Below are 24,752 nucleotides of genomic sequence, written 5' to 3'. Positions count from 1 at the left end.
ATAATGAACCCCGGAGACCCTGTCGAGATCGGTCAGGCTTTTTCGGCGGAACTTTCCCTTTTCGGCCTGTTCACAAGCGTGACCAGTACAAAGGAAATGATCATCAGAAGCACCCATGCATTCAACTTTGCGATTGAAACCAGTGTCCATGCATCGGCCTGGTCCGGATACTGCCAGGCACGGGCGAAAGTGCCGATATTCTCTGCAATCCAGATGAACAGGGCGACCAGAAAAAAGCCCAGCACCAGCGGCATCTTGTGCCTGTAGCGGAACACCGAATAATGGACCCAGGTTCGTCCAAAGAGCAAAAACAAGAAGACGAAAAGGCCAAGCCGCAGGTCGATGATGAAATGGTGGCTGAAGAAGTTCACGTAGATCGCGAGCGCGAACAGCCATGTGGTCCACAACGGCGGATAACCGCTATAGGCGAAGTGGAAGATCCGGGAAACGCGGGCGAGATAGCTGCCGACGGAGGCATACATGAACCCGGTGAACAGGGGCACGTCACCGATGCGGAACAGGCTTTCCTCCGGATAGACCCAGGACCCGGCGGAGGTCTTGAAAATCTCCATGACCGTGCCGACCACATGAAAGATCAGGATGATCCTGGCTTCGTCCAGCGTTTCCAGACGCGTGGCCAGCATTGCGATCTGAAGACCGAGGGCCGCGAGAAACAGGAAGTCGTAGCGACTGAGTGCGGCGTCTTCCGGATAGACGAACCGCGTCAGAAGGATGATTGCGAGCAACAGTCCGCCGTAGATGCAGGCATAGGCCTGCTTCAGGCCGAAGGCGAGAAACTCCGTCGCCGCCAGACCGAACAAGCCCTTGCCGAAGACCGGACGCAGCCTGTGCAGGAGGTGATTTATGAGCCTTTCCGTTCCGGAGCCTGGACGGGAGGGGGCTTGTAGCGGTTGGACGATCCCGGTGGGTAACATGTAACGCCTCAGCTGAAGATACCGGCCGGTCCGCAAGCGGCCGGCAGGTCTTCTATGCATCTGGCGATGTGCAGGAACTGTGCAGTGCCTTCACAGTTTTCTGCAATATTGCGGGCTGACCTGCGGTCGGGCGCTAGCTGATGGCGCCGAGCACGGCCTTCAGGAACCCGGTCAGTTCATCGGTGACGAAATCCACATGCGGATAGGGTTCGCCTTCCATGTCCCAGGTTTCCTGGAACACGTCCCGCGTGCCGGTCGGCAGGATCAACGTCGTGCACATGCCAAGCGCATGCGGCACGCTCAGGTTCTTGGCCAGGTCTTCAAACATGGCAGCACGTGCCGGCGCGACGCCGGTATGTGCCAGGAAACGTTCGTAGGTGACCTTGTTGGGCTTGGGCACAAGATCCGCCGAGACGATGTCGAAGATATCCTCGAAATGATCCGCGATGCCGAGCGCAGCCGCCGTGCGTTCCGCATGTGGGCGGTCGCCGTTGGTGAAGATGAACTTCCGGCCCGGCAAGGCCTCGATCGCGGCTGCAAGGTCCGGATCGGGTTTCAGGGTCGAATAGTCGATATCATGGACGAAACGCAGGTAGTCGTCCGGGTCGATGGCGTGGTTGGTCATCAGCCCGCGCAGGGTCGTGCCGAACTCGTGATAGAGCTCCTTCTGATGCGCCATCGCCTCATCGGGCGGCAGGTTCAGGATCTTCTGCACATAGCGCGAGATCTGCTCGTTGATCTGCGGGAACAGGTCGCTCTCGTGCGGGTAGAGCGTATTGTCCAGATCGAAGACCCAGGCTTCGACGCCTTTGAAGATCCTCAGGTCGCGGCGATGAGCCTGCGGGCCCTCGTGGGGCAGGGGGCGTTTTCCTGTCACGGGCGGATCAACGTCCCTGCGCCGCCGTCGGTGAACAGTTCCAGCAGCACCGCGTGCGGTACCTTGCCGTTCAGGATGACAACGCCTTCAACGCCGCGGTCCAAAGCTTCGATACAGGTTTCGACCTTGGGGATCATGCCGCCGGAAATGGTGCCGTCGGCAATCAGCTCATGCGCCTTGGCAACGGTGAGCTGCTTGATCAGGTTGCCGTCCTTGTCCAGAACGCCGGGCACGTCCGTCAGGAACAACAGCCGTTTGGCGTTGAGCGAGCCCGCAATGGCGCCGGCAGCGGTGTCGGCGTTGATGTTGTAGGTCTCGCCGTCTTCCCCCGGGGCGACCGGGGCGACAACCGGAATGATGTCTTCCTTGAGCACCAGCTTCAAAACGGTCGGGTCGACCTTGTCCGGTTCGCCGACGAAGCCGAGATCGAGAACGCTTTCGATGTTGCTGTCCGGATCCACAACGGTCCGGGTCAGCTTGCGGGCGGTTACCAGGTTGCCGTCCTTGCCGCACAGTCCGACCGCGCGGCCGCCTTCGGCATTGATCAGCTGGACGATTTCCTTGTTGATCGAACCGGCAAGAACCATCTCGACCACCTCGACGGTGGCCCTGTCGGTGACGCGCAGACCGCCCTTGAACTCGCTGACGATGTTCAGCCGCTGCAGCATCTTGCCGATCTGCGGCCCGCCGCCATGAACCACCACCGGATTGACACCGGACTGGCGCAGCAGCGTGATGTCGCGTGCGAAGGCCTGGCCGAGTTCCGGATCACCCATGGCATGGCCACCGTATTTCACGACAACGGTCTTGTTGTCGTAGCGCTGCATGTAAGGCAGGGCATGGGCAATGATGTTGGCGCGTGTGGCGGTGTCAGGCGTGGTCATGGAACGGAAATACTCACCGTGGCTGGGAAAACGTCTCGCGAAAGTCCCCTGCTATAGCCGGTTTGAAGTGGCTTCACAATCGGCGCAGGAGTGACGGGTCACTGGGTGGCCAGAAGAAACAGCTCCGCCCGCAGTTCGTCGACACCGCGGTTCTTTTCCGAGGACGTGGCCAGAATCTCCGGATGGGCGGCGACCCGTTTGCGCAGGATTGCCTTCGTGTCCTCGATGAGGCGAACGAGTTGCGGCGGTTTGATCTTGTCGGCTTTGGTCAGCACGACCTGATAGACGACGGCTGCCTTGTCGAGCAGTTCCATCGCTTCGAGATCGTTCTTCTTGATGCCGTGACGGCTGTCGATCAGAAGGATCACGCGGCGCAGGTTCGGCCGACCGCGCAGATAGGAAAACACCAGCTGGGTCCAGGCTTCCACCAGTTCCTTGGGCGCCTGCGCATAGCCATATCCCGGCATGTCGACGATCGTCAGCGGCGTCTCGGGAGCAATGAAGAAGTTCAGCATCTGTGTCCGGCCCGGGGTTGCCGAAGTCCGGGCAAGGTCCTTGCGCCCGGTCAGCGCGTTGATCAGGCTGGACTTGCCGACGTTCGACCGCCCCGCAAAGGCGATCTCCGCTCCGGCCGCTTCCGGCAGGTTGGCCATGTCGGTGACGCTGGTAAGAAAATCCCACGGACGGCAGAACATCAGCCGGCCGGCTTCGAGGTCTTCATCGGAATATTTTTGTTCTTCGCTCATAAGCGCCTTCTACCCTGCCTGAAAGCAACCGTCACTAGTTTTGGCGTGCCGGTTCAAGCCTGCAACCCCGCAAGGCGCACCCATTTGAAAGGGACGCCTTGCAGGTCTTTTGGTCCGCACGGCCGGACCGTTCGGATCAGGCGCTGTTTCGTTTGGCATCACACTCACCGCCCAACCCTGTCGCGGCCGCCTCCAGGGCCTCGATATCCGCGCCGCGGATCGCATTGAGGTTCCGGGAGATCGTCTCGGCCGGCCAATCCCACCAGGCGATTTCAAGCAGCCGTTCGATAGTGGCTTCATCAAACCGGAGTTTTACCACCCGGGCAGGATTGCCGACCACCACCGCATAGGGCGGGACGTCGGACGCGACCACCGCGTGCGCGCCGATGATTGCCCCGGAGCAGATGGTGACACCGGGCATCACTGTTGCATTGGTTCCGAACCAGACATCATGACCGACAATGGTATCTCCCTTCAGGTGGTCGAAAATGGTCGCAGGATCGAAGCCCTGTTCCCAACCGTTTTGGAAGATGTTGAAAGGGTAGGTCGAAAAACCCGTCATGGCATGGTTGGCACCACTCATGATGAACGTCGTTCCCTGCGCCAGCGCGCAGAACTTCCCGATCTTCAGCCGGTCGCCGACAAAGTCGAAGTGATAGCGCACATTGCGGCTTTCAAACTCCGCTGCGTGGTTTTCATCGTTGTAATAGGTGAAGTCGCCCACTTCGATGGTAGGGCGGGTGATCACGTTTTTCAGGTAAACCGTGTGCGGTTCGCCGTTGAAGGGATAGAGCGTATCGGGGGACGGGCCGTGCATGGGGCCTCCTTAAAAGCAAGAAAACAAGGGAAACTGGAAAACGCGTGTTGGACGCGGTTGACCTGCCGGTGAGCGGCTTCGCCTTGCGGATCAGGTCTTGCTTTATCGGATCATTGGTCCAGGCACTCCAAACGGGATCGGTTGAAAGACGCGAGAGCCTCGCGTCAAGGGTCGGGATAAAAACACGAGGTTCCGGCGCCGGTCAAGGTGGAACCTTTTCGGGCTTGTCTATTTGTCGCGGCAGCCTTCCAGCCAGACGTCGCCATTGTCCAGCGGTGTGCAACTGCCGGCAACCAGGCGTTCGATCCGCGCAACCCGGTCTTCAAGTTTCGGATCGTCTTTTCCAAGATGGTATGTGGACGGGGCGATAAGGACCGCGACAAGGGAGAGAAATTCCCTCTCGGAAAGCTCTGCCGGAGCTTTCCCGTAAATGGCATTGCTTGCCCTGAAGAACCCGGTCATCCAACCGTCGGGCCCATGGCCCATTTCCAGGGTGTCGAGCCAGAGAGCCAGAATTTCCTGCTTGGTAAGCTCATGTTCCAGCCCGATTGCGTAACCAGTCTGCCGGATCTTGGCGATACCGGGCTGGAATGTTTCGAAACCGACGCGTTTGGCAAGCGATTGGGTAATTGTGGTGAGACCGCCTCCGGCGCTGGATAGATCAACACCGGAATGGTCCACAAAGCCGGGATCCTCGACCTGCAGCAATTTCGCAAGTTGCCTTGGCCCAAGATCGACACCGCCTCGGCCGCCGGCAATCAGCCTGTCGGCGCGCGCGGACAGGCGAAAGGCATCGGCTCGGGCATCGAGATAACCGGCAAATCCGTAAACAAAGGCGGCGGCAGTCAGAAGCAGGACGAGGGCGGAAAGGATTTTGAGTACGCGCAAGGGACACCTCCGGAAATATATCTCGAACCGTGTCGGGCAAAGCGGGCACTGTCATGATGGAAACGAGGCCTAAAGACGGCACTTGCCTGCGTTTTTCACATCGAGGGCTGCGGAGATGTGTGGTAGGCGACGACTCGAAAAAACCTGCGTGAGTGGGGTTCTTCGGGTCGGTCAAGAACCCCGTCGAAAGTGGACCGGACAGGTGGTGCCGGTTTCTGGAGTCGTGTTCAGGTGGGAATGCGAACCCGGGCTTCGACACGCCTTTCACCATAAGCCCTGTCCTGCGGCATTTGGACTGCCCTCGGGTCGTTGAACAGGAATTCGGAGATTCTCGATATCAACCTGATACGTGTGTGTCTGTTGCCTTCGTGAAATCCGATATCATTAAGCCCTCTCACATAGGCTTGGAATGTCGGGTCCGGGGCGTTGTCCTGCGGTGGCTTGAAATAGAGCTCACCTTGTCCGAACGCAGGCTGATAGCCGAAAAACGCCAGGCCAAGCAGTTCGCGCGCCAGCACACGCGGGTTCTGGAATGATGCTTTCCTGTTGGTTTGTCTGTTCGTGTACTGTCCGAAGGTCCAGAACATGCCGGCGTTCCGGTTCATGAACTCCTTCCAGTGGTTCTTTTGATAGTCCACGGTTCCCTTCACAAGGTGCTCTGCATTTCTCCGGTTGGTCACATGCGGCAGAATCTTCTGCAGTTTCGGGACCTCTTCGTCCAGCAAATCCTCGCCGCATTGGCGAAAAAGGCCGGCCTCAGCGGTTTCCAGCGTCAGACTGAAGGTCTTGTGGGCAGTGATCGCACCGATGATGAGTGCATCGTTGAGAAGAGGCGTCCACTTCTTTTCACTCAGGATGGCGCCTCCTGTGACGGGCACGGGAGGGATGATATTGTTGTCCGCGTCCGTGTGCGTGCCTTTGCCATCGTTGCGGGCTCTTTGTTCCGTCCGGACATGCTTCCTGGTTACGTCTTCCTGGATGCCGCTGGCAGCCGTCACACCGAAGTTTGCGATCAGGTTTTTGCACATCCGGATACCGGTGCCGCCAAGCAAGGTATATGGCATTCGGTTATTTGCGGCAGCCCTGTACAGATTGTAAGCAGCCCGGCAAAACTGGTCCATTTTGTCCCGATCCTGCCAGTTGGACCAGTTTTGAACCCACGCGTTGTCGTCCCAGTAACGCTGCCAGTGAGGTTCAACCGCTGCTTTGAAGGCGTCATAGTCTGCGTACATGTTCACGTTCTCCACGATGTGGCCATGCTTGCGGCCGCATAAAAGGGATCAGGCGCACGCTTTGCTGTGTGCCGGTTTCTGTTTCAGGTGTTGGCTGGCTTGCTTGTGTCACCGGGTATTGAGCAGGCGCTTTCGGCTGCGAGCACCCGGCCGCACAAGTTGTTGCGTCTCTGGCAGACAATTTGATGGAAGAAGGGCCAAATGGCCAGTGACGCCCGTCACTGCGCTCGCATGGGCCTTGAAGTGGTCAACGCTGGGTCTTGTCGAGAAATGGCGAACTCTTGCCGGTCATTTCCATACCGAACATTCACTCGACAGGCGGAGCGGGACAAAGTCGGCAATGTCCTGCCGACGGAAGCCAGGGGGGCATCATAAGAACATCAAAAGGTTCGATGACCGGCCTCTCAATGAATAAGCCCCGCCGGTTGGCGGGGCTTATTGTTTTCAGGCAACTGCCAGAGGACTAACTCTTGTCGTCGGGAGCTGGCTTCTTGCGTTTGAAGAGCGCCCCCAGATTGTCCCAGAGCTCCACCTTGGCTCCCTGACGGCGCATGATCACATACTGCTGCGTTACGGACAGGGTGTTGTTCCATGCCCAGTAGATCACCAGACCGGCCGGGAAAGAGGCCAGCATGAAGGTGAAGATCACGGGCATCCAGGTGAAGATCATCTGCTGGGTCGGATCGGGCGGAGCCGGGTTCATCTTCATCTGGATGAACATGGTGATCCCCATGATCAGCGGCCAGACGCCCAGCATCAGCATCTGCGGCGGATCCCAGGGGATCAGGCCGAACAGGTTGAAGATGGTGGTCGGGTCCGGTGCCGAAAGATCCTGGATCCAGCCGAAGAACGGTGCGTGGCGCATTTCGATGGTGACGTACAGCACCTTGTAGAGTGCGAAGAACACCGGGATCTGCACCAGGATCGGCAGACAGCCGGCCAGCGGGTTGATCTTCTCTTTCTTGTAGAGCTCCATCAACGCCTGTTGCTGCTTCTGCCGGTCGTCGGAATATTTCTCCCGAATTTCCGTCATTTGCGGCTGCACGAGCTTCATCTTGCTCATGGAGACGTAGGACTTGTTGGCCAGCGGGAAGAAGATCAGCTTGACGATAACGGTGACGACCAGGATGGCGACACCGAAGTTGCCGAACAGGTGGAAGAACCAGTCGATCGCGAAGAACATCGGTTTGGTGAGGAAGTAGAACCAGCCCCAGTCGATGAGGAGTTCGAACCGTTCGATGCCGAGCGCTTCCTCGTAACCGTCGAGAACCTTGGTTTCCTTGGCGCCGGCAAACAGATACGAGCTGCTTTCGCCGGTCGAACCGCCTGCAATGGTCACACCGTTGCCGAGATAGTCGGCCTGAAAGACGTCGGTGGTGGCGGAGTGGCTGAAGCCCGGCTGGAATTCCTGACCCGGGGTCGGGATGAGCGTCGCGGCCCAGTACTTGTCGGTGATGCCGAGCCAGCCCTGGTCGACCTTGGCCGGCCGGATGGAGCTTTCTTCCATCAGATCGTCGTAATCGACTTCCTTGAGGCCTTCCGCGCCGAAGACGCCGAGCAGACCTTCATGGAGAATGTAGATACCCTTGGTTTCCGGCATGCCCTTTCGAGCGATCAGGCCGTAGGGATAGAGCGTTACCGCGTCGGCGCCGGTGTTTTCGACCGCCTGATTGACGGTGAACATGTAGTTGTCGTCGACAGAGAAGGTGCGCTTGAAAGTGAGGCCCGCACCATTGTCCCAGGACAGTGTCACGGGGGTTGACGGGGTCAGTGTCGTCTCGCCGTCGATGGACCAGATGGTATCCGGGCCGGGCAGGGCGATGTTCGAACCCGGATCGCCGACCCAGCCGTAATCAGCGTAGTAGGGCTTGGGGCTGCCGGACGGTGAGAACAGCACGATGGTTGGGCTGCTCTTGTCGACGGTCTCGTGATAGTCCTTCAGCCGGATATCGTCGAGGCGGCCGCCTTTCAGATTGAGCGACCCTTCAAGGCTGGGCGTATCGATGGTCACGCGCTGGGAAGCGGCAAGCGCAGTATCCCGGTTGGCAAAGGCGGCCTGTTGCCCGGCCGCCGGTGCCGCGGTGTTGGCGCCCTGCGAACCGGTTGGTTGCGGTGCATCCGGGTTTGTTGTGCCGGTCGCGGCCTTTTGAGCGGCCTCCTGCTGGGCCTGAAGTTCGGCCTGCTGGCGTTCCAACTGAGGCGCGGCAACGAAATATTGCCAGCCGAGCAGAACAATCAGGGACAGAACGATCGCGAGAATCGTGTTGCGGTTTTCAGAAATCAACTGGATTTACCCCTGTTTCCTGCGCTGTTTCGATTGGGCTGCGAGCCCTGCCGGCGCGGTTTTCCCCGTCCGCGCGGCGTTTGCGGATCCAGCACCTGGCTCAGGCCAGACTTAAGGTCTGCAACGATTTTTTCAAAGGGAAGAGTGAGTGCGCTGTCGCGAGCGACAAGCACGAAATCCGCCTTTTGCGGGATATCTTCGGGCGCAAGTTCGGCCACGGCGGCTCGAAGCCTCCGCTTTATGCGGCTGCGCATAACCGAATTGCCGGTTTTCTTGGTAACCGTGTAGCCAACCCGCGACGCGTCGTCGCTGTCGCGGTTCAAGCCCTGAACGACAAAAGCGCGCCGGCCCAGCCGGCCGCCTTTGGCGACCGCCAGGAATTCGGAGCGCTTTTTCAAAGTGTCCATAGCGGCGGATTGGTGTTGGCAGTCGCCGCCAACCCGGCGCACTGCGGGCTGGTCGCCGATTAGGCGCTGAGGCTCTTGCGACCCTTCGCGCGGCGACGAGCAAGCACCTGACGGCCATTCTTGGTGGCCATACGTGCGCGGAAGCCGTGGCGACGCTTGCGGACAAGACGGCTCGGTTGATACGTACGCTTCATTGTTCTTCCCCGCGCGGCTAAGAGCGCGGCCCTTGTTCATTTTTTAAATTCTTTGGAGGAAGCACCCGAAGCGCCATGAAGAGCGCGGCTTTTCCAGCCTTGGGTCCGAATGCATGTCCCGGTCGAGCGCGCTTATAAGGGCCATGCCGCCTCAAGTCAACTTTGCACGCCTAAGATTCTGCGTTTTCCTTTCGATCACGCACAGGTGAACCTGAAACGGGCAAGCGTCACTTATCAGTGAAGCACAGTTCTTTTTACGAGGTTTAAGGTACATCTGCCTATCAGAACAAAAAAGCAGGGCGCCCCTGCGACAAGAGGCGAGCTGATGGAAGAGTGGATGCTGGGTGACGAGGCCAACAGGATGACGCCGCCGAAGGACACGGGGCAGACCGGCGGAAAGACGCAGGAACGCACGGCAGCCGAAAGGCTCAGAAAGTGGCTGCCACTGGCGGTTCTCGCAGGACTGATGGTGCTCGGATTCGCGCTTGGCCTGCACAAGCAGCTGACCTTGTCGAACCTCATCATGCAGCGGCAGGACCTTGCCGGTTATGTCGAGCAGAACCTGGTGCTCGCCATTCTCGCCTATGTGGCAATCTATACCGTGGCGGTCGCTCTGTCGTTTCCCGGGGCATCCTTGCTGACCATCGCGGGCGGTTTTCTGTTTGGCTGGGTAATTGGCGGTGTCGCAACGGTTCTGGGCGCGACGATCGGCGCCTGCGCCGTCTTTCTTGTTGCAAGATCCTCCTTCGGTGAGGTGCTCACCAATCGGGCCGGCCCCTTCCTTGCCCGTCTGGCCGAAGGGTTTCGCAAGGATGCGTTTCACTACCTCCTGTTTCTGCGGCTGACGCCGGTATTCCCTTTCTGGCTGGTCAACATCGCCCCGGCAATCTTCAAAATGCCGTTGCCCTCCTACACGCTCGCCACGTTTGTCGGCATCATTCCGGGCACCTTTGCCTTCACCTTCATCGGTTCCGGCCTCGACAGTGTCATCGCGGCACAGGAAGCCGCCAACCCCGGCTGCGCGGCGTCCGGAACCTGCCAGATCGACGTTGCTGCCCTGGTAACTCCGCAGCTGCTGGCGGCGTTTTTTGCGCTCGGAATCGCCAGCCTCATTCCGGTGATCTTGAAAAAAGTCCGCAATCGTTAAACTTTCCGCCAGTTTCCTGCCGAATCGGAGCCCGTCATGGCCAATTTGCTGACCCCGGACATTTGCGTGATTGGCGCAGGCTCCGCCGGCCTGTCCGTTGCCGCGGCCGCGGCGGCCTTTGGCGTTGAGGTGGTGCTGATCGAAAAGGGGCTCATGGGCGGCGATTGCCTCAACTACGGCTGCGTGCCCTCCAAGGCGCTTCTGGCTGCCGCCAAGGCCGCGCATACGCAGGAAGCTGCGAGCCGGTTCGGAGTGCATGGCGACAAGCCGAAAGTCGATTTTGCCGAAGCGAACGATCATGTCCGCAAGGTCATCGCCGCCATCGAGCCGCATGATTCCCAGGAACGCTTCGAAGGCCTCGGCGTCACCGTCCTGCGCGAGACGGCAAGGTTCACCGGACCCGATGAGGTGTTGGCCGGTGCAGTCCGTATCAAGGCCCGGCGTTTTGTCATCGCAACGGGTTCCTCCGCTTTCGTTCCGCCTATTCCAGGCCTCGAGGATGTTCCCTATCTCACCAACGAAACCCTGTTCCAGTTGCACGATCGACCGGAGCATCTGGCGATTATCGGCGGCGGACCAATCGGTCTTGAAATGGCGCAGGCCCACCGGCGTCTCGGTTCGAAAGTCACCGTGTTCGAAGCCCAGAAGGCTCTTGGCAAGGACGATCCGGAACTGGCGGCGTTGGTGCTGGATACCCTGCGTGCCGAAGGCATCGACATTCTGGAAGAAACGGCGGTCGAAAAGGTCGGGCGATCCGGTGCGGGGCTTGTGATCAGTGCGAAGGGAGCGGACGGAAAGCCGGTCACGGTGGAGGCCTCTCATCTGCTGGTGGCGACCGGCCGTGCGCCCAACGTCGACGGGCTCGGCCTGAAAGAAGCCGGCATCGATCATGACCGCAAAGGCATAGCGGTCGACAAGGGTTTGCGAACGAGCAACCGGCGCGTCTATGCCATTGGCGACGTTGCCGGCGGTCTGCAGTTTACGCATGTCGCCGGCTATCAGGCAGGTCTTGCGATTCGCTCCATCCTGTTCCGGCTGCCGGTCTCCATGACCAGCGACATTGTGCCCTGGGTTACCTACACATCGCCGGAACTTGGTCATGTCGGCCTGAGCGAAGCCGAGGCCCGCTCGCGCTATGGCCACAAGGTCAAGGTGCTGACGGCGGACTATGCCGGCAATGACAGGGCGCAGGCAGAAGGTCTCACGAAGGGGCGCCTGAAGCTGATTGCCGGCCCGCGCGGCAGACTGCTTGGCGCGGATATCGCGGGTGCCCAGGCCGGGGAGGTCATCAATCTTCTGTCGCTCGCCCTGTCGAAGAAGATGACCATGAAGGACCTTGCCGGGTTCATTGCGCCCTATCCGACACTGGGTGAACTCGTGCGCCGTGCGGCAATTTCTTACTATGCGGAAGCGCCCAAAAATGCTTGGCTGCGCAAAGCGATCGGTTTCCTGCGTCTGTTCGGGTGACCGCTGGTGCCGTCTGTTTTAGAGAAGCTGTGGTACCATCGCTGATGCGGGGCCGGGGCCTTGGGATTTGGAAAGACGTGACATGAAACATGAGGGCGCGCCGCAAGGATCGGCTGTCCCGCAAGAACCCGCCGCCACGCCCGCTTCTCCCGGCGATGGCTTCGGGCATTATCGATTTGGTGGCCTGTCGGGCAAACTGCTGTTGATGACGGTGCTTTTCGTGATGCTCGCGGAAATCCTCATCTATGTGCCCTCGATCGCCAACTTTCGAAACACCTGGCTTACCGATCGGCTGACCACGGCAGGTGTCGCGGCTTCTGTGCTTGCGGAAACCAACACCATCGCCCCGCGTCTTCAGGAAGAATTGCTGCGCACGACTGGTGCGCTCGCGATTTCCCTCGACGAAGGCTCGCGGCGCAGCCTGATCGCCATGAGCAATGTGCCTGGCGAGATGGATTTCGTTGTCGACATGGCCGAAGTCACCCCCTGGTCGGCCATCCTGCACAGTTTCGAGATCCTCACCTATCGCGGCGACGGCGCCATGCGCATCATCGGTGTCGGCCAGATGGGCCATACCGAGCATGTCGATGTGGTCCTGCCCGTACGCCTTCTGCAACAGGATATGCTGGCCTTCTCCGGCCGCATTCTTGCACTGTCGCTGGTGATCTCGATCATCACCGCCAGCCTTGTCTACATCACCCTCAGGGCATTGTTCATCCGGCCGTTGCGCCGCCTGACGCGCTCCATGGAACGGTTTGCCGAAAGCCCGGAAGATACCTCGCGCATCATGTCGATTTCCGGCCGCCGCGACGAGCTCGGCGACGCCGAAATCCGTCTGGCGGGCATGGAGGAGGCTCTTTCAAGGGCGCTTCATCAAAAGCAGAGGCTTGCTGACCTCGGTCTGGCCGTTTCCAAGATCAATCACGACCTCCGCAACCTGCTGGCCTCTGCGCAGCTGTTTCTGGAGCGCCTGGAGCATGTGCCGGACCCGACGGTCAAGCGCCTTGCCCCCAAGATCCTGGCAACGCTCGACAGGGCGGTCGGTTACACCCAGGCGGTGATGTCCTACGGCAAGGCCCAGGAACGGGCACCGCAGCGCCGTCTGTTGGCGCTGAAGCGTGTCGGTGACGACGTGGCGGACGTGCTGGGTCTCGTGGATCATGCCACGGTGCGTTTCGACAACAAGGTGCCGGTGGAAATCGAGATCGACGCCGATCCGGAACAGATCTTCCGTGTGATGCTCAATCTCGTCCGCAATGCCTTTCAGGCGCTGGAGGCGGAAAAGGACGAAACGCTGGTCCGCCGGATCACCATCGAGGCCGAGCGTGAGGGCACATGTGTCCGCGTCCGGGTTTCCGACACGGGGCCGGGCATTCCGGACAATATCCGCAAGGCGCTGTTCAGGGCTTTTCACAGCGGTTCGAAAAACGGCGGCGTCGGTCTCGGGCTGGCGATTGTCGCCGAATTGCTCAAGGCGCATGGAGGATCGGTGCGGCTGGAAGACAATCGGACCGGCACATGTTTCTGTTTCGAGGTTCCCGACCGCAAGCCATGAGCGGGAAGGGCGATCTTATTCACCGCTAAGTCTCGAGGAGTTCTGCGGCTTTCCGAACTGTGTGACAGTTCTTTGAAAAAAAGTTCAAAAAGGTTCTTGCAATCCCCATCGGACCGCAGTAGGTAAGCGCCCTGTCCGGGGCACACGACACGCCCCGCAGCGCCAAGACCAGTCATCGGCAGGTTCAACCGAGATGACAAGATCTTCGCAAATACGCACCGGTAGCTCAGCTGGATAGAGCACCAGACTACGAATCTGGGGGTCGGGGGTTCGAATCCTCCCCGGTGCGCCACTTTTCCCGCACCATCAGTATTTGATCTGCTTGCACCTTTGTGCATTGCGCTGAAGCGTTGTTGGCCTGTCTGGACAGTTCCCAGGAAGCAACTTCAACATTTGCCGTCTTTGCAACGGCTACATTCGTGCATTGGGTTCCTGCTTTCCATGCGATGGACCGGACAGGTTCTCGGGGGCGCCAATCTCGTTTTAAGGCCAGGTTGTCAGCGGGTGATTTGCCGAATCCCAACGTGCCTGATCCGGAAAATCGGATCTTGGTTCCGATGACACATGCCGCATGTTCTTGGGCAGGTGATTACGGTCGCCCGGCTTGGATGGTCCCTATAAGAAGGGGCCGTTTCGGGTCATTCCAAAAGAATTGGAAGAAATAAAATCTCAAAATATTTTGTTGTTTGATTATTATTGTAAAATGTGTATGCTGAAAATTAGAAAAATAAGCGCGGAACAAAATAAAAATCAATCTTACCGCCTGTTTTGTCATGAAAATTCAAAGTACATGAGTGTATTTTTCCTTGCAAAGGTGCTGCTTAAGCCTGCGCCCTCCCTGGAAAGGTGTGCCCGCGAAATCAGTCATGACACATTTGGCGGCGCAGATGTTTACCGCTTTCCGTCATGCATTTGGCCTTCTCGGATCAAGGACAGTTTACGGAAGCGGCCACCGTATGCCGGTTGAACAGGCTGATACACGTATCTGTCGATAGCATAGCGTCACTTGGCGGATCTCAGCCGGCGAATTCTTCAAATCAAAGGATACCCAGTTATCATGACCAGGAAAACGGTCGCAAATACCAGCCAGGGCAGAGCCTCGGGTGGCTCTTCGGACCACAGTTTCAGGATAGGGCAGGCCGTGCGCCTGAAAAACGTATTCGGTGGCAAGGGCATGTCCGGCCTGACGTATCGTGTGACAGGCAGGTTGCCTGCTCGCGATGGCATGCCGCAGTATCGCATACAGTCCGATGGGGAAGCGTACGAGCGCATGACCACGCAGGATCAACTTGAAGCGGTTGGCGAAGCTGCTTCTGGTTCCAATTCGACGCTGCTTGAAAAAACATTCGGTTCAAGCCATCGTTAGGTTGCTGGAGAACCGGTTCTGCCCGTGCGCGAGAAGAGGTGTTCCTCGTCTGTGATTGCCTGATGAACCAGGAACAGTGGTGGAGCTGGTCGAATTTGCGTCTGATGGCGATCTATCAGACGGCCTGCCCAGATCCCGTCTCAGGGCTTTTCTTGTAACGTGTTGGCGGGAAACCTACCAGGAACAATTGGGTAGCGACACTGCCACTGCGATGGTCGAATCCCTTGCCGGAGAAGGTCTGGGTGGCATTCTGCCTGCGACGGATGAACGGGTGGTCCTCGCGTTTCATGACGATCGGATCGTCGGAAGCTGCGTCTACGCAGCTCGCGGGGAAACTGTCTATGTCTGGGGCTGTTACATCAGCCAGGCGTTCCAGAGATCGGGGACTGGACGCAGATTGATCCGGCATGTTCAACGTGAAGGTTTGAGCGCAAGGCGGCTTCAGGTCACGGTGCTATGCGCCAGCGCGGGCGCAGTCGCCTTTTACGGATCTTTGGGATTTGCAGTTGTGGAACGCGTAGAATACGAGCTCTTTCCCGGTTGCAGGGAGCCGGCGCTGGTCATGGAACTGGCGACCGCCTGACGGTGTGCCATGGTTCCGAGGTTTTGGGCGGAAAAGCAGAAGCGAACGCCGAACGGCAATTAGGGGCGGTCCATATTGAATGCCCGTTTCACTCGCCTTGCCGACAGTGCCCGCAAGAAGCCCACGGAACTCGCAAGAAGCCCTGGGAAAAAGAGAAATGAAACCTGGCGTCAGGCCTTCGGCAAAATGCGTTTGCGGGGTTTTGCCGGGGCTGACTTGCCTTTGGCGGTATTCGTGGCGGCGGCTGCCTGCTTGTCCTGGTTCGCCAGTCTTGCAGCTTTCAGCCGGGCCGTCTTGGCATCGCGGGCAGATGTCTCGGCCTCATTGATTTCACGCGCGACCCGACGGGTTGTTTCCGCTTTGCTTTCCGCAGTTTCCCGTCGTGTGCGAAGCGGGCTTTCATTATCCTTGGACGAAGTCATCTGCGCGTCTCCAACCGTTCACTGGTGGTAATTGCAAAAAAGGCCGGGAGTTACCCCGGCCTTTTCCATTCATCCTGCTGCCCGGTGCCAGTACATCCGTGGTCACCGAACAGAGTTGGATGCAGAATTAGACTTCCTGAAGGTTGTCAGCAGCGGACTTGCCGGAACGGCGGTCCTGGACAACTTCAAAGCTGACCTTCTGGCCTTCGACCAGGCTGCGCATGCCTGCGCGCTCTACAGCGGAGATGTGCACGAACACGTCGGCAGCGCCATCTTCCGGCTGAATGAAGCCAAAGCCTTTGGTGGTGTTGAAGAATTTTACGGTACCTACTGGCATAACGATTTCCTTTCAATCGGTCATGGTAGTTTGCGCGCCTCACGGTATGCGGGGCGGCGCGGTTAGGTCGACGTTGATGGGAAGATCGTTCAGAACACGGAAAACCGCGCAGTCACAAAGTTCGACAAACAATATCGATGCCCGATACCTAAGTTGAAACCGTGTCCAAAACAAGGCGCATTTCCTGTTTCTTTGAAAAGAATTTTTGCGGCGATGAAACTTAGCAATAATAATTCGTTTTGATCCGATTTCAGGATCGTTTTGGCGGGTGATGGGTCATCTCGGCTGGGTGCAGGCCCAGGGGTAATAACGGAATTCCGGTTAATGGACGTAGCACCTGGCAATTGGCGAAGGCGCAGGCGGTAGTTCTGACAGGTTTGTTTTACCAGCCTTCTTTTAGGTGCTACAAAGACGCGAAGTGTTTTTCCAAAGTGAGTTCAGAGACATACATGTCCCAGGCGCTGGAAATTTCGCTCCTTGGGGAACTGCGCGTCAGGGCCATGGGGCAGGAAATTGTTCTGCCGGCCTCCAAGAAGGCACGGGCGCTTCTGGCGTTTCTGGTTGCGACGGGGCGGCCGCATCGGCGTGAGCGATTGTGTGAGCTGTTCTGGGACCTTCCGGACGATCCGAAAGCGGCGCTGCGCTGGGCACTCAGCAAGCTGCGGCGGGCGGTCGATACGCCGGACCGGTTGCGGATCATCGCCGACCGCGAACGCGTCCAGTTCGATGCTGAAGGCATCGGTATCGACATTCTCGATATTCACGCAAGGCTTCGGAACCAGGCAGGGATGCTTGGCGTCATCGAGCTTGAGGACATGGCCACGCGGCTCGGGAACATGTTGCTGGACGGCCTGGACGGTGCCGGGGACGAGGCTTTCGATGCCTGGCTGACGGCTGAACGCGAAGACGTCCATCTGGCGCAGGTGGAAGTTTACAGGCGTCTGGCGACCCACAGGGATATTGGCCCGGCTGCCAGTCGGAAGTGGCAGCGACTGTGGCTGGAAGCCGACCCGGAAGGCGCAGAGGCGCACCAGCGGATGCGAAGTGATACGTCGCCGGCAGGCCTTCAGCGGGGCACACCACCCCCAGGTCTTTTGTCTGACCACGTCGTGCTTGCCGAGACGAGTTCGGCCGACCCCGCAGACAGGGTTCGCAAGGCCCGTGCCCATGCGCTCAGGGCGCAGAATATCGGATTTTGCGACGTGGCAGACGGCACCAGGATCGCCTATGCCAGCATCGGGTCCGGCCCACCTATTCTGAAGGCGGCCAATTGGCTGAACCACCTGGAGTTCGACTGGTCGAGCCCGATCTGGGGCAGAAGCTTTGCAGAGCTTTCCCGCGGCCGCACGTTGATCCGCTACGACGAGAGAGGCTGCGGTCTGTCCGATTGGGATGTGGACGATCTCGGGTTCGACGCCTTTGTCGAGGATCTTGAGGTCGTTGCCGATACCCTGGGGCTGGAGCGGTTTCCGCTGGTGGGTATTTCTCAGGGCTGTGCCGTGTCTGTTGAATACGCCGTGCGTCATCCCGAGCGCGTTTCCGGACTGATCCTGATCAGTGGGTATGCTGCCGGCTGGCGATATCTCGCCTCACCGGAGGAACAGGCCCGGCGCGAAGCGGTGATCACGCTGACGGAACTTGGCTGGGGAACGGATAATCCGGCCTACCGGCATATTTTCACGCAAACCTTCATGCCGGATGCCAGCGCGGAAACCCTGGACTGGTTCGATGATTTTCAGCGTCAGACAACCTCGCCGAAAAACGCGGCGCGGTTTCAGGAAGCCTTCGGCCGTATCGATGTCCGCCACCGCCTTGGGCAGGTAAAGGCGCCGACAATCGTTTTGCACTCCAGGTACGATCAGCGCATTCCGCTGGAACTCGGCCAGGCTGTTGCGGCAGGCATACCGGGGGCGCAATTCGTGGCGCTGGAAAGCCGAAATCACATTCTGGTCGATCAGGAACCTGCCTGGCAGGTGTGCCTTGGTGCCATCCATCGCTTTCTTGAAGAAAACGGCATCTGATTTTGGCTCTTGTCGGAAGCGCATTCCGGCGGGGCAGAGCCGGGATATGATCTCCGCGCTCTGCCCGCTTTGCCGGCAAATGTCTCCTGTCAGGCGAATGGTCAGCGGCTAATGAACGGAGAAGAGCACTGCAGGCGCGAGCCTTGCCCGGACTGGAACGTGTTGTCGGAAACACGATAGGAGTTGTAGCGGCCAAAGCACCAGTCGATATGCCGTGTCACAACCGCATCGCGAGCGCCAAAAGCCCATTGGTGCTGATAGCCCTTGTGGCTGCTTTTTCCATAGCCCCCGGCAAAGGCGGCAGGGGCGAAGGTCGTGGTTGCCAGGGCTGCGGCGGCAACGGCGGTGAAGATGGTTTTCCTGAACATCTGGATCTTCCTTTGGCTTGGTGAAGGCGAAGTGGTGTTCGCCTGTCCCTCTTACCTAGGAGAGATCATTCGCCGAGGCCTGTGACGCGCGACACTGCCCCGACATCGGCTGTCTGATGACAGCCAGCGCGTCCCGAGTTCTGGCCAAAACGGCTCTCGTGTTCCTCACACGAAGTCCGCGACGTCCTCCAGGCCTTCCCGGTTCCGGATGATCAGCCAGCCTTCCTTGAGGTCGATCAGGTCTGCTTTCTGGAACTTGCGCAGGCACCGGTTCACTGTCTCTCGCGTATTGCCGATCATCTCTGCGATTTCCGACTGGGAGAGCGACAGTTTGGTCAGTGGCTTCTCTTCAGTGCCGGGAGCGGTCACGGTGATGCGGAGCAGCAGGCGGGCGAGACGTTCCGGCAGACCGAGAAAACCGATTTCCATCATCCGTTCGTCCGACCGGCGAACGCGCTGGCAAAGAAGCTCGATCAGCCGGATGGAAAGAGCCGGATCGCGATTGAGCACTTCAAGCAGAGACCTCCGTTCGACCACGACCAACTTGCAGTTGGTCAAGGCGCGCACGTTTGCTGACCTCTCGCCGCCATCGAGCAGGGCAATTTCGCCGAAGATGTCGCCGGGATGCAGTTCCGACAAGGTAACATCGCGGGCGCTGGGCGTCGGCATGCTGACGCGTACCGAGCCTTCCGCAATTGCCATCATGCTTTGCCCCGGCGTTCCCATGTCGAAAATGATATCGCCTGCGGTGTAGCGTTTGACATGTGCGAAAGCGGCCAGATCCTTGCGGCTCTCGTCATCCAGCGCTTCGAAAATAAAGCTCTGTCCCAGGAGCTTTTCCTTATTCAAACTCTCTTCGGTAGCCATATTCTCTCTTTCTCGTGTGATGCGAGCACCAGTACAACGGTGGTTACAACGGTTGTTGTGTCATACCATGGTGGTATCTCACGGCGATGCCTTACCTAAAATTGACAAGCCTATCGGGATTGCAATGTCAACAAGACGATTGAAATTGGCCGGAACCCTGATCGGGTTGATGCTCGCAGCTTCCTCCACGGCCATGGCGCAAAATGTGAACGGCTGCGAACGCACACAGATCCAGGATCCGCCCAGGACTGTGTTTCAGTGCGCGAACGGTCTCGTGATCGAAGCAGAAGCAGCCAGTGCTTTCAACATCGACACCGCCGCAGGCGCCACGCGCCCGGAAGATGTCGATCTCGAAACCGATGCGATGCTGATCGAGGTCGAGCCGGGCAGTGGCCCGTTCCAGGTGCGAACCCCTCACGCCATTGCCGCCGTTCGCGGCACGATCTACGCGGTCGATGTCGGGCCGGAGCGCACGTCAGTCTTCGTTTTGCGCGGTCACGTGTCGGTATCCCGGCCGGATGGCAGCGATACGGTGCTGCTCGCAGCCGGTGAAGGAGCGGACGTCGCCCCGGGCCTTCCCTTCGCACCGGCCACATGGTCAGCGGAAAGGGCCGCAGGGCTTATGTCCCGTTTCGGTCAATGAAACTGAAGCTCTACGTCTGTCTCGTGGTCCTGGCGATGATCGTCGGGGCCGTCTGGGCAGGCTCCCTGGCGTTGGGCCATGTTGCCGGACGGGCAAGCGTGCTTGACCGGCTGGAAACGGTGCTTCTCGATCTTCGTATCCATATCAAGGGACCGCGCGAAGCGCCGCAGGATGTGGTGATCGTGGCCATCGACGATCAGACGGTGGCCGCAGCGGGTCACTATCCGGTCGACAGGGTGTTTCTGACCGAGCTGGTTGACCGGATCCGGGACGCAGGCGCCAAGGCCCTGGCCATCGACATTCTGCTGATGGGAAAATCGAACGAGGCAGCAGACACCGGCCTTGCGACGGCGCTTGCTTCTCTGCCTACGGTGATTGCGGCCGGTGGCCAGTTCCCGCTTGAAAGGGCTGCGGCGGTACTGGTGCCGGCTCCCGAAACCGAGTTGCGACCGTTTGAAGCCTTTGCGGAAGCAGCCAGCGTCGGCCTCGTCAATGTCTCGACCGATGCCGGCGGCACACCGCGCCATATCCCTCTTATTTTCAAGACCGACCAGGGACTGGCTCCCTCGTTTGGCATGCTGGCTGTTGCCGGGTTCCTGGGTGCGCCTCCATCGGTGACCGCAGAAGGCATCCGGATTTCCGGGCGAGTGCAGTCGCTGGATCTGCAGTGGCAGCAACCGCTGAACTATTATGGCAAGGGCGGCACCATCAGAACCGTCAGCGCGCAATCGCTTCTTCAGGATGCCGCCGCCGCCAAGGCAGCTCTTGGTGGTCGTCTGGTGCTTCTTGGTGTCACCGCTTCGGCTGTCGGTGACCGGTTTTCGTCTCCGTTCGACCCTATCCTGCCTGGGGTGGAAGTCCTGTCGACGGGGATTGCCAACCTGCTGGACGGATCGGTTCTGCTACGCGACAGCCGGGTCCGCAGTTTCGATGCACTCGCTGCCGTCTCCATTACGCTACTGGGCATGGCCGTTGTCGTGTTCCTGCCGCTGGCCAGCGCAACCATCGTTTACCTGCTGCTATTGCTGGGCTGGCTGACCGTCGTCGTCATCTGTTTCAACCAGGGCATCTGGCTCAACGCGGCATTGCCGATTGCGGCAAGCGTCCCGCCGGTTGTTGCGCTTGCTGTGCTGAGGGAAGGTTTCGAATGGTTCAGGGTACGCCGGCTGGTGGCGGCCCGTGAGGCTCTCAGCCGGTTTCAGGCGCCGGATCTTGCCCGGCGTATTGCCGATGATCCCGGCTTTCTGCTGGTCCCGCGGGAGCAGCCGGTTGCGATCCTGTTCATTGATCTGGCCGGATACACCGCCCTTTCGGAAAAACTGGGTCCTGCGCGAACCCGGGATGTTCTGAAGGCCTTTCATACGCTGGTCGTCAATGAGGCCGCGCGCAACAAGGGACTGGTACTGGATTTCATGGGAGACGGGGCGATGATCGGATTCGGCATTCCGGACGCCGGACCAAAGGATGCCGCTGACGCCTGTCGCTGTGCCTTTGATCTCGTCGTTGCCGTGCGTGGCTGGATCCTTGCCTCCGGGCTCGACGCCGAAATTCGCGACGTACGCCTTGGCGGCCATTTCGGTCCGGTGGTGCTGTCGCGTCTGGGGCATGAGAACCAGCAGCAGATCGCGGCAACCGGCGACTGCGTGAATGTGGCCAGCAGGCTGATGGAAGTCGGCAAGTCACGTGGCGCTTCGATCGTCCTTTCCACCGCCCTGACGAAAGCGGCCGAGGTTGGTGGTGAGATGTTGGGAATGCCGCCACGCAGGGAAGCCGTCGCAATCAGGGGGCGCGTGCAGGAGCTAGAAGTTGCGCTCTGGACAGCGGACGAAGCCATGCCGGAGCGGCGCACGCTTTCTGCGACAAACTGAATGTGAGCTAGGCGATCCCGGGTTGGCCGAAAAGCGGACGGGCGGAAGCTTTCTGCCTCCGCCCGTTTGCTCCACCGGCCATCTGCTTGAGGGTTGCTCCTGCCAGTGGTGTGTCCGTTTCTGCGGACAAGATGTAAGTAGCCCGACTGAGCCCCGGAGACATGTGACGGCCCTCACAGGCAAAACGGTCTTCAGCCAAAGATCGCGACTTGCGATGCCTCGCGCTTGGCTTCGGCCTTTCGAAGCTCGTTTGCAGGAAAAATCGTCCCAAGCAATCTCTTCAATTTTGTCAGGCTATGGCCTACCGTGTGCTCCACCGCGCAGGAACCTTTGAGTCGCCTGCGGCCGGATCTTTCCAACCGCATTTGAGACGAGACCCTTCATGGCACAGCTGCCGAATTCCCTTGAAGCCCGCGACACGGCATTCCAGCTCCATTCCTACGCCGACGCCCGCCGTCAGGAAGAGACAGGCGCATTGGTGATCGAGAAGGGTGAGGGCATCTATGTGGAGGATATCAACGGCAAGCGTTACATCGAAGGCATGGCCGGTCTCTGGAGCGTTGCCGTCGGCTTCGGTGAAAAGCGCCTGGTCGATGCAGCCGCCCGGCAGATGGAGAAGCTGCCCTACTACCACACCTTCACCTACAAGAGCCATGGACCGTCGATCGAGCTGGCGGAAAAGCTGGTCGAGATGGCACCCGTGCCGATGTCGAAGGCCTATTTCACCAACTCCGGGTCTGAGGCCAACGACACGGCAATCAAGCTGATCTGGTACCGGTCGAATGCGCTTGGCCAGTCGGAGCGCAAGAAGATCATTTCGCGCGTGCGCGGTTACCACGGTGTCACCATCGCCTCGGCCAGTCTCACGGGCCTGCCCAACAACCACCGCTCGTTCGACCTGCCGCTGCCGCAGATCCTGCACACCACCTGCCCGCACTACCGGACCATGAAAAAGGACGGTGAAAGCGAGGCGGATTTCGCAAAGCGCTGTGCGCAGGACCTGGAAGACCTGATCCTGGCTGAAGGCCCGGAAACGATCGCGGCCTTCTTTGCCGAGCCGGTGATGGGCGCCGGCGGCGTGGTCGTGCCGCCGGACGGATACTGGCAAGCAGTTCAGCCGGTTCTGAAGAAATATGACATTCTCTTCGTCGCCGATGAGGTGATCTGTGGATTTGGCCGGACCGGCAACATGTTCGGCACGGAAACCTACAATCTGCAGCCGGACATGATGACCCTCTCCAAGGCCTTGTCGTCGTCCTACCAGCCGATTTCCGCGCTGCTGATCAACGACACGGTCTATCAGCCGATCGCGGACGAAAGCCACAAGATCGGCGTGCTTGGTCATGGTTACACCGGCAGCGGGCACCCGGTTGCAGCAGCTGTTGCGCTTGAAAACCTGAAGATCATCGAGGAGCGCGATCTGGTTGGCCATGTCAGAGCCATCGCACCGACTTTCCAGAAACGCCTTGCCGGCCTTGCGGAAAATCCGCTGGTAATCGAGACGCGCGGCATCGGGCTGATCGGTGCCGCGGAACTGTCGCATGAGGCGCTTGCGGCAACGCCCGGCGCGCTCGGCGCGAAAACCAATGCAATGTTCCACGACAAGGGCCTGATTTCGCGCAACATGCTGGACGCCATGGCCTTCTGTCCGCCACTGATCATTACCGAAGCCCAGGTGAACGAGTTGTTCGACATCGCAGAAGCCGGTCTCAAGGCAGTTCAGGAAAGCCTGTGAGCGATCACTACTCCATCCTTGGAACAATCTCGGGCACTTCGGCCGACGGTATCGATCTGGCGTGGATCGAAACCGACGGCCGGACGGTTGCCCGGTTCGGCCCTGCGGAAACGGCAAGCTACCGGCCAGAGACAAAGCGCCGGGTGCTGGAAGCTGCTGCGCGCAAGGGAACCGGACGCGACGACTGGCCGGAAATCGCCGCTGCGGTAACGCGCGATCATGCCGAGGCGATCCTGGGGTTCCTGGCAACGCACGGTCTCGCGCCGGATGCCGTGGTTTTTCACGGCCAAACGGTCTGGCACGATCCGGCCAAGGGCGAAACGGTTCAGCTGGGTGATCCGCAGTCTCTTGCAACGGATCTCAACGTTCCGGTGATCGGCGACGTTCGCCTGGCAGATATGGTGGCAGGCGGGCAGGGAGCTCCTTTGGTCCCTGTCTATCATCAGGCGCTCGCCAAGACACTGGTTGGCGAAGACAAGGAGCCCTTGTGTTTCCTCAATATCGGTGGGGTTTCCAATCTTACCTATATTGAAGGCGACAAGCTGCTGGCGTTCGATATCGGACCGGGCAATGCTTTCCTGGACGATTGGGTCCGCAAGCACGGTGCCGGCGACTATGACGCGGGCGGGGCGATTGCGGCAAAGGGCACGGTCGATGAAGGTCGTCTTCAGTCAGCGCTCACCCATCCGTTCCTGGCCGAGCCGGGTCCGAAGTCCCTCGACCGCTACAGTTTCTCTGGCGAATTTGCTGAAGGTCTTGGCCTGGAGGATGGAGCTGCCACCTTGCTCGCTTTCACGGCAGCCGCCATTGCCAGCGCGGAAAAGCTTTTGCCGCGGGTTCCTCGGCTTTGGCTGGTTTGCGGCGGCGGACGGCACAATCCGGTTCTGATGAAAGCCTTGGCGAAGCTTCTTGCGGGAGATGTTGTGTCGGCTGACGACTACCGGATCGACGGCGATGCCCTGGAAGCCCAGGCAATGGCTTTCCTGGGCGCGCGTTTGAAGGCCGGTCTGCCAACCACCTTTCCAGGCACGACCGGTGTCAGCAAGCCGGTTGTCGGCGGCAAACTGTTTACGCCCGGCACCTGAGCGTGCGTAGACAGGCGCGGCTCC

General features: G+C 59.4%; 25 protein-coding genes and 1 tRNA gene. 12 read left to right on the top strand and 14 right to left on the bottom strand.

Annotation, left to right across the window (positions count from 1 at the left end; genetic code table 11):
* Positions 1–32: 32 nt before the first annotated feature.
* The 10 genes from HCG46_RS12120 to rpmH all read right to left on the bottom strand — a co-directional run bounded on the left by HCG46_RS12120 (position 33) and on the right by rpmH (position 9,264).
* Positions 33–935, bottom strand: coding sequence for a DUF817 domain-containing protein (locus HCG46_RS12120; RefSeq protein ID WP_168686390.1), 903 nt, complete (start codon positions 933–935; stop codon positions 33–35).
* Positions 936–1,068: 133 nt separating this feature from the next.
* A complete protein-coding gene (locus tag HCG46_RS12115; protein WP_023002262.1) occupies positions 1,069–1,812 on the bottom strand; it encodes a pyrimidine 5'-nucleotidase in 744 nt (247 codons plus the stop codon).
* Positions 1,809–2,696: an acetylglutamate kinase gene (gene argB / locus HCG46_RS12110; protein ID WP_023002261.1), complete on the bottom strand. Its 888-nt coding sequence runs from the start codon at positions 2,694–2,696 to the stop codon at positions 1,809–1,811. The genes HCG46_RS12115 and argB overlap by 4 nt, the downstream gene beginning before the upstream one ends.
* Positions 2,697–2,794: 98 nt before the next feature.
* Positions 2,795–3,442, bottom strand: a complete 648-nt coding sequence (yihA, locus tag HCG46_RS12105; protein ID WP_023002260.1) for a ribosome biogenesis GTP-binding protein YihA/YsxC — start codon at positions 3,440–3,442, stop codon at positions 2,795–2,797.
* A gap of 136 nt (positions 3,443–3,578) precedes the next feature.
* Positions 3,579–4,259, bottom strand: coding sequence for a CatB-related O-acetyltransferase (locus HCG46_RS12100; protein WP_168686389.1), 681 nt, complete (start codon positions 4,257–4,259; stop codon positions 3,579–3,581).
* Between the two features lie 228 nt (positions 4,260–4,487).
* Positions 4,488–5,147, bottom strand: a complete 660-nt coding sequence (locus HCG46_RS12095; protein ID WP_023002258.1) for a transglycosylase domain-containing protein — start codon at positions 5,145–5,147, stop codon at positions 4,488–4,490.
* A gap of 227 nt (positions 5,148–5,374) precedes the next feature.
* Positions 5,375–6,379: a hypothetical protein gene (locus HCG46_RS12090; RefSeq protein ID WP_168686388.1), complete on the bottom strand. Its 1,005-nt coding sequence runs from the start codon at positions 6,377–6,379 to the stop codon at positions 5,375–5,377.
* Between the two features lie 463 nt (positions 6,380–6,842).
* Positions 6,843–8,663, bottom strand: a complete 1,821-nt coding sequence (gene yidC, locus HCG46_RS12085) for a membrane protein insertase YidC (protein ID WP_197923138.1) — start codon at positions 8,661–8,663, stop codon at positions 6,843–6,845.
* Entirely contained in the window at positions 8,660–9,070 is a 411-nt protein-coding gene (gene rnpA, locus HCG46_RS12080; protein WP_023002254.1) for a ribonuclease P protein component, read from the bottom strand. The genes yidC and rnpA overlap by 4 nt, the downstream gene beginning before the upstream one ends.
* 59 nt (positions 9,071–9,129) lie before the next feature.
* Positions 9,130–9,264 carry a 50S ribosomal protein L34 gene (rpmH, locus tag HCG46_RS12075; protein WP_006934271.1) on the bottom strand — a complete coding sequence of 45 codons (135 nt, stop codon included), beginning with the start codon at positions 9,262–9,264 and terminating at the stop codon, positions 9,130–9,132.
* A gap of 325 nt (positions 9,265–9,589) precedes the next feature.
* On the opposite strand from rpmH, the gene HCG46_RS12070 reads away from it, so the two are divergent.
* The 7 genes from HCG46_RS12070 (at position 9,590) to HCG46_RS12040 (ending at position 15,382) form a co-directional block, all read left to right on the top strand.
* Positions 9,590–10,411, top strand: coding sequence for a TVP38/TMEM64 family protein (locus HCG46_RS12070; RefSeq protein WP_023002253.1), 822 nt, complete (start codon positions 9,590–9,592; stop codon positions 10,409–10,411).
* 36 nt (positions 10,412–10,447) lie between these two features.
* Positions 10,448–11,878: an FAD-dependent oxidoreductase gene (locus tag HCG46_RS12065; protein ID WP_168686387.1), complete on the top strand. Its 1,431-nt coding sequence runs from the start codon at positions 10,448–10,450 to the stop codon at positions 11,876–11,878.
* An 82-nt stretch (positions 11,879–11,960) separates the two neighbouring features.
* Positions 11,961–13,433 (top strand): HAMP domain-containing sensor histidine kinase, encoded by a 1,473-nt coding sequence (locus HCG46_RS12060; RefSeq protein ID WP_168686386.1) that lies wholly within the window; start codon positions 11,961–11,963, stop codon positions 13,431–13,433.
* Between the two features lie 215 nt (positions 13,434–13,648).
* Positions 13,649–13,725: transfer RNA gene (locus HCG46_RS12055), tRNA-Arg, on the top strand.
* Positions 13,726–14,037: 312 nt separating this feature from the next.
* Positions 14,038–14,400: a hypothetical protein gene (locus HCG46_RS12050; RefSeq protein WP_168686385.1), complete on the top strand. Its 363-nt coding sequence runs from the start codon at positions 14,038–14,040 to the stop codon at positions 14,398–14,400.
* 90 nt (positions 14,401–14,490) lie between these two features.
* Positions 14,491–14,799, top strand: a complete 309-nt coding sequence (locus HCG46_RS12045; RefSeq protein ID WP_168686384.1) for a hypothetical protein — start codon at positions 14,491–14,493, stop codon at positions 14,797–14,799.
* A gap of 187 nt (positions 14,800–14,986) precedes the next feature.
* Positions 14,987–15,382 carry a GNAT family N-acetyltransferase gene (locus HCG46_RS12040; protein ID WP_168686383.1) on the top strand — a complete coding sequence of 132 codons (396 nt, stop codon included), beginning with the start codon at positions 14,987–14,989 and terminating at the stop codon, positions 15,380–15,382.
* Between the two features lie 170 nt (positions 15,383–15,552).
* On the opposite strand, the gene HCG46_RS12035 is transcribed toward HCG46_RS12040, so the two are convergent.
* Both HCG46_RS12035 and HCG46_RS12030 read right to left on the bottom strand, forming a co-directional pair.
* Positions 15,553–15,804 (bottom strand): hypothetical protein, encoded by a 252-nt coding sequence (locus HCG46_RS12035; protein ID WP_152504690.1) that lies wholly within the window; start codon positions 15,802–15,804, stop codon positions 15,553–15,555.
* A 127-nt stretch (positions 15,805–15,931) separates the two neighbouring features.
* Positions 15,932–16,141: a cold-shock protein gene (locus HCG46_RS12030; protein WP_023002246.1), complete on the bottom strand. Its 210-nt coding sequence runs from the start codon at positions 16,139–16,141 to the stop codon at positions 15,932–15,934.
* A 449-nt stretch (positions 16,142–16,590) separates the two neighbouring features.
* On the opposite strand from HCG46_RS12030, the gene HCG46_RS12025 reads away from it, so the two are divergent.
* Positions 16,591–18,162 (top strand): alpha/beta hydrolase, encoded by a 1,572-nt coding sequence (locus HCG46_RS12025; RefSeq protein WP_168686382.1) that lies wholly within the window; start codon positions 16,591–16,593, stop codon positions 18,160–18,162.
* 101 nt (positions 18,163–18,263) lie between these two features.
* On the opposite strand, the gene HCG46_RS12020 is transcribed toward HCG46_RS12025, so the two are convergent.
* On the bottom strand, positions 18,264–18,530 hold the full coding sequence (locus HCG46_RS12020) for a BA14K family protein (protein ID WP_075284313.1): 267 nt from the start codon (positions 18,528–18,530) through the stop codon (positions 18,264–18,266).
* 165 nt (positions 18,531–18,695) lie between these two features.
* Complete coding sequence (locus tag HCG46_RS12015) at positions 18,696–19,397, bottom strand: Crp/Fnr family transcriptional regulator (protein WP_023002243.1); 702 nt, start codon at positions 19,395–19,397, stop codon at positions 18,696–18,698.
* A 124-nt stretch (positions 19,398–19,521) separates the two neighbouring features.
* Here HCG46_RS12015 and HCG46_RS12010 point away from each other — a divergent pair, with 124 nt between their 5' ends.
* From HCG46_RS12010 to HCG46_RS11995, 4 genes are all read left to right on the top strand, one after another.
* Positions 19,522–20,040: a FecR family protein gene (locus tag HCG46_RS12010; protein WP_031269834.1), complete on the top strand. Its 519-nt coding sequence runs from the start codon at positions 19,522–19,524 to the stop codon at positions 20,038–20,040.
* Complete coding sequence (locus HCG46_RS12005; protein ID WP_168686381.1) at positions 20,037–21,908, top strand: adenylate/guanylate cyclase domain-containing protein; 1,872 nt, start codon at positions 20,037–20,039, stop codon at positions 21,906–21,908. The genes HCG46_RS12010 and HCG46_RS12005 overlap by 4 nt, the downstream gene beginning before the upstream one ends.
* A 382-nt stretch (positions 21,909–22,290) precedes the next feature.
* Positions 22,291–23,643: an aspartate aminotransferase family protein gene (locus HCG46_RS12000; RefSeq protein WP_168686380.1), complete on the top strand. Its 1,353-nt coding sequence runs from the start codon at positions 22,291–22,293 to the stop codon at positions 23,641–23,643.
* A complete protein-coding gene (locus HCG46_RS11995; protein WP_168686379.1) occupies positions 23,640–24,728 on the top strand; it encodes an anhydro-N-acetylmuramic acid kinase in 1,089 nt (362 codons plus the stop codon). The genes HCG46_RS12000 and HCG46_RS11995 overlap by 4 nt, the downstream gene beginning before the upstream one ends.
* Positions 24,729–24,752 lie beyond the last annotated feature (24 nt).

It is taken from the genome of Labrenzia sp. PO1 (assembly GCF_012273635.1).
Lineage (GTDB): Bacteria > Pseudomonadota > Alphaproteobacteria > Rhizobiales > Stappiaceae > Roseibium > Roseibium algicola.
The sequence above is the reverse complement of the archived record's forward strand: the minus strand, read 5'-3'. Positions and strand labels throughout refer to the sequence as shown.

Bases quoted from the DNA above. Each gene is read 5' to 3' on its own strand.
- HCG46_RS12120 (WP_168686390.1), bottom strand. From the start codon at position 935: ATGTTACCCACCGGGATCGTCCAACCGCTACAAGCCCCCTCCCGTCCA.
- argB (WP_023002261.1), bottom strand. From the start codon at position 2,696: ATGACCACGCCTGACACCGCCACACGCGCCAACATCATTGCCCATGCC.
- yihA (WP_023002260.1), bottom strand. From the start codon at position 3,442: ATGAGCGAAGAACAAAAATATTCCGATGAAGACCTCGAAGCCGGCCGG.
- HCG46_RS12100 (WP_168686389.1), bottom strand. From the start codon at position 4,259: ATGCACGGCCCGTCCCCCGATACGCTCTATCCCTTCAACGGCGAACCG.
- HCG46_RS12090 (WP_168686388.1), bottom strand. From the start codon at position 6,379: ATGTACGCAGACTATGACGCCTTCAAAGCAGCGGTTGAACCTCACTGG.
- rnpA (WP_023002254.1), bottom strand. From the start codon at position 9,070: ATGGACACTTTGAAAAAGCGCTCCGAATTCCTGGCGGTCGCCAAAGGC.
- rpmH (WP_006934271.1), bottom strand. From the start codon at position 9,264: ATGAAGCGTACGTATCAACCGAGCCGTCTTGTCCGCAAGCGTCGCCAC.
- HCG46_RS12070 (WP_023002253.1), top strand. From the start codon at position 9,590: ATGGAAGAGTGGATGCTGGGTGACGAGGCCAACAGGATGACGCCGCCG.
- HCG46_RS12065 (WP_168686387.1), top strand. From the start codon at position 10,448: ATGGCCAATTTGCTGACCCCGGACATTTGCGTGATTGGCGCAGGCTCC.
- HCG46_RS12060 (WP_168686386.1), top strand. From the start codon at position 11,961: ATGAAACATGAGGGCGCGCCGCAAGGATCGGCTGTCCCGCAAGAACCC.
- HCG46_RS12045 (WP_168686384.1), top strand. From the start codon at position 14,491: ATGACCAGGAAAACGGTCGCAAATACCAGCCAGGGCAGAGCCTCGGGT.
- HCG46_RS12035 (WP_152504690.1), bottom strand. From the start codon at position 15,804: ATGACTTCGTCCAAGGATAATGAAAGCCCGCTTCGCACACGACGGGAA.
- HCG46_RS12030 (WP_023002246.1), bottom strand. From the start codon at position 16,141: ATGCCAGTAGGTACCGTAAAATTCTTCAACACCACCAAAGGCTTTGGC.
- HCG46_RS12025 (WP_168686382.1), top strand. From the start codon at position 16,591: ATGTCCCAGGCGCTGGAAATTTCGCTCCTTGGGGAACTGCGCGTCAGG.
- HCG46_RS12020 (WP_075284313.1), bottom strand. From the start codon at position 18,530: ATGTTCAGGAAAACCATCTTCACCGCCGTTGCCGCCGCAGCCCTGGCA.
- HCG46_RS12015 (WP_023002243.1), bottom strand. From the start codon at position 19,397: ATGGCTACCGAAGAGAGTTTGAATAAGGAAAAGCTCCTGGGACAGAGC.
- HCG46_RS12010 (WP_031269834.1), top strand. From the start codon at position 19,522: ATGTCAACAAGACGATTGAAATTGGCCGGAACCCTGATCGGGTTGATG.
- HCG46_RS12005 (WP_168686381.1), top strand. From the start codon at position 20,037: ATGAAACTGAAGCTCTACGTCTGTCTCGTGGTCCTGGCGATGATCGTC.
- HCG46_RS12000 (WP_168686380.1), top strand. From the start codon at position 22,291: ATGGCACAGCTGCCGAATTCCCTTGAAGCCCGCGACACGGCATTCCAG.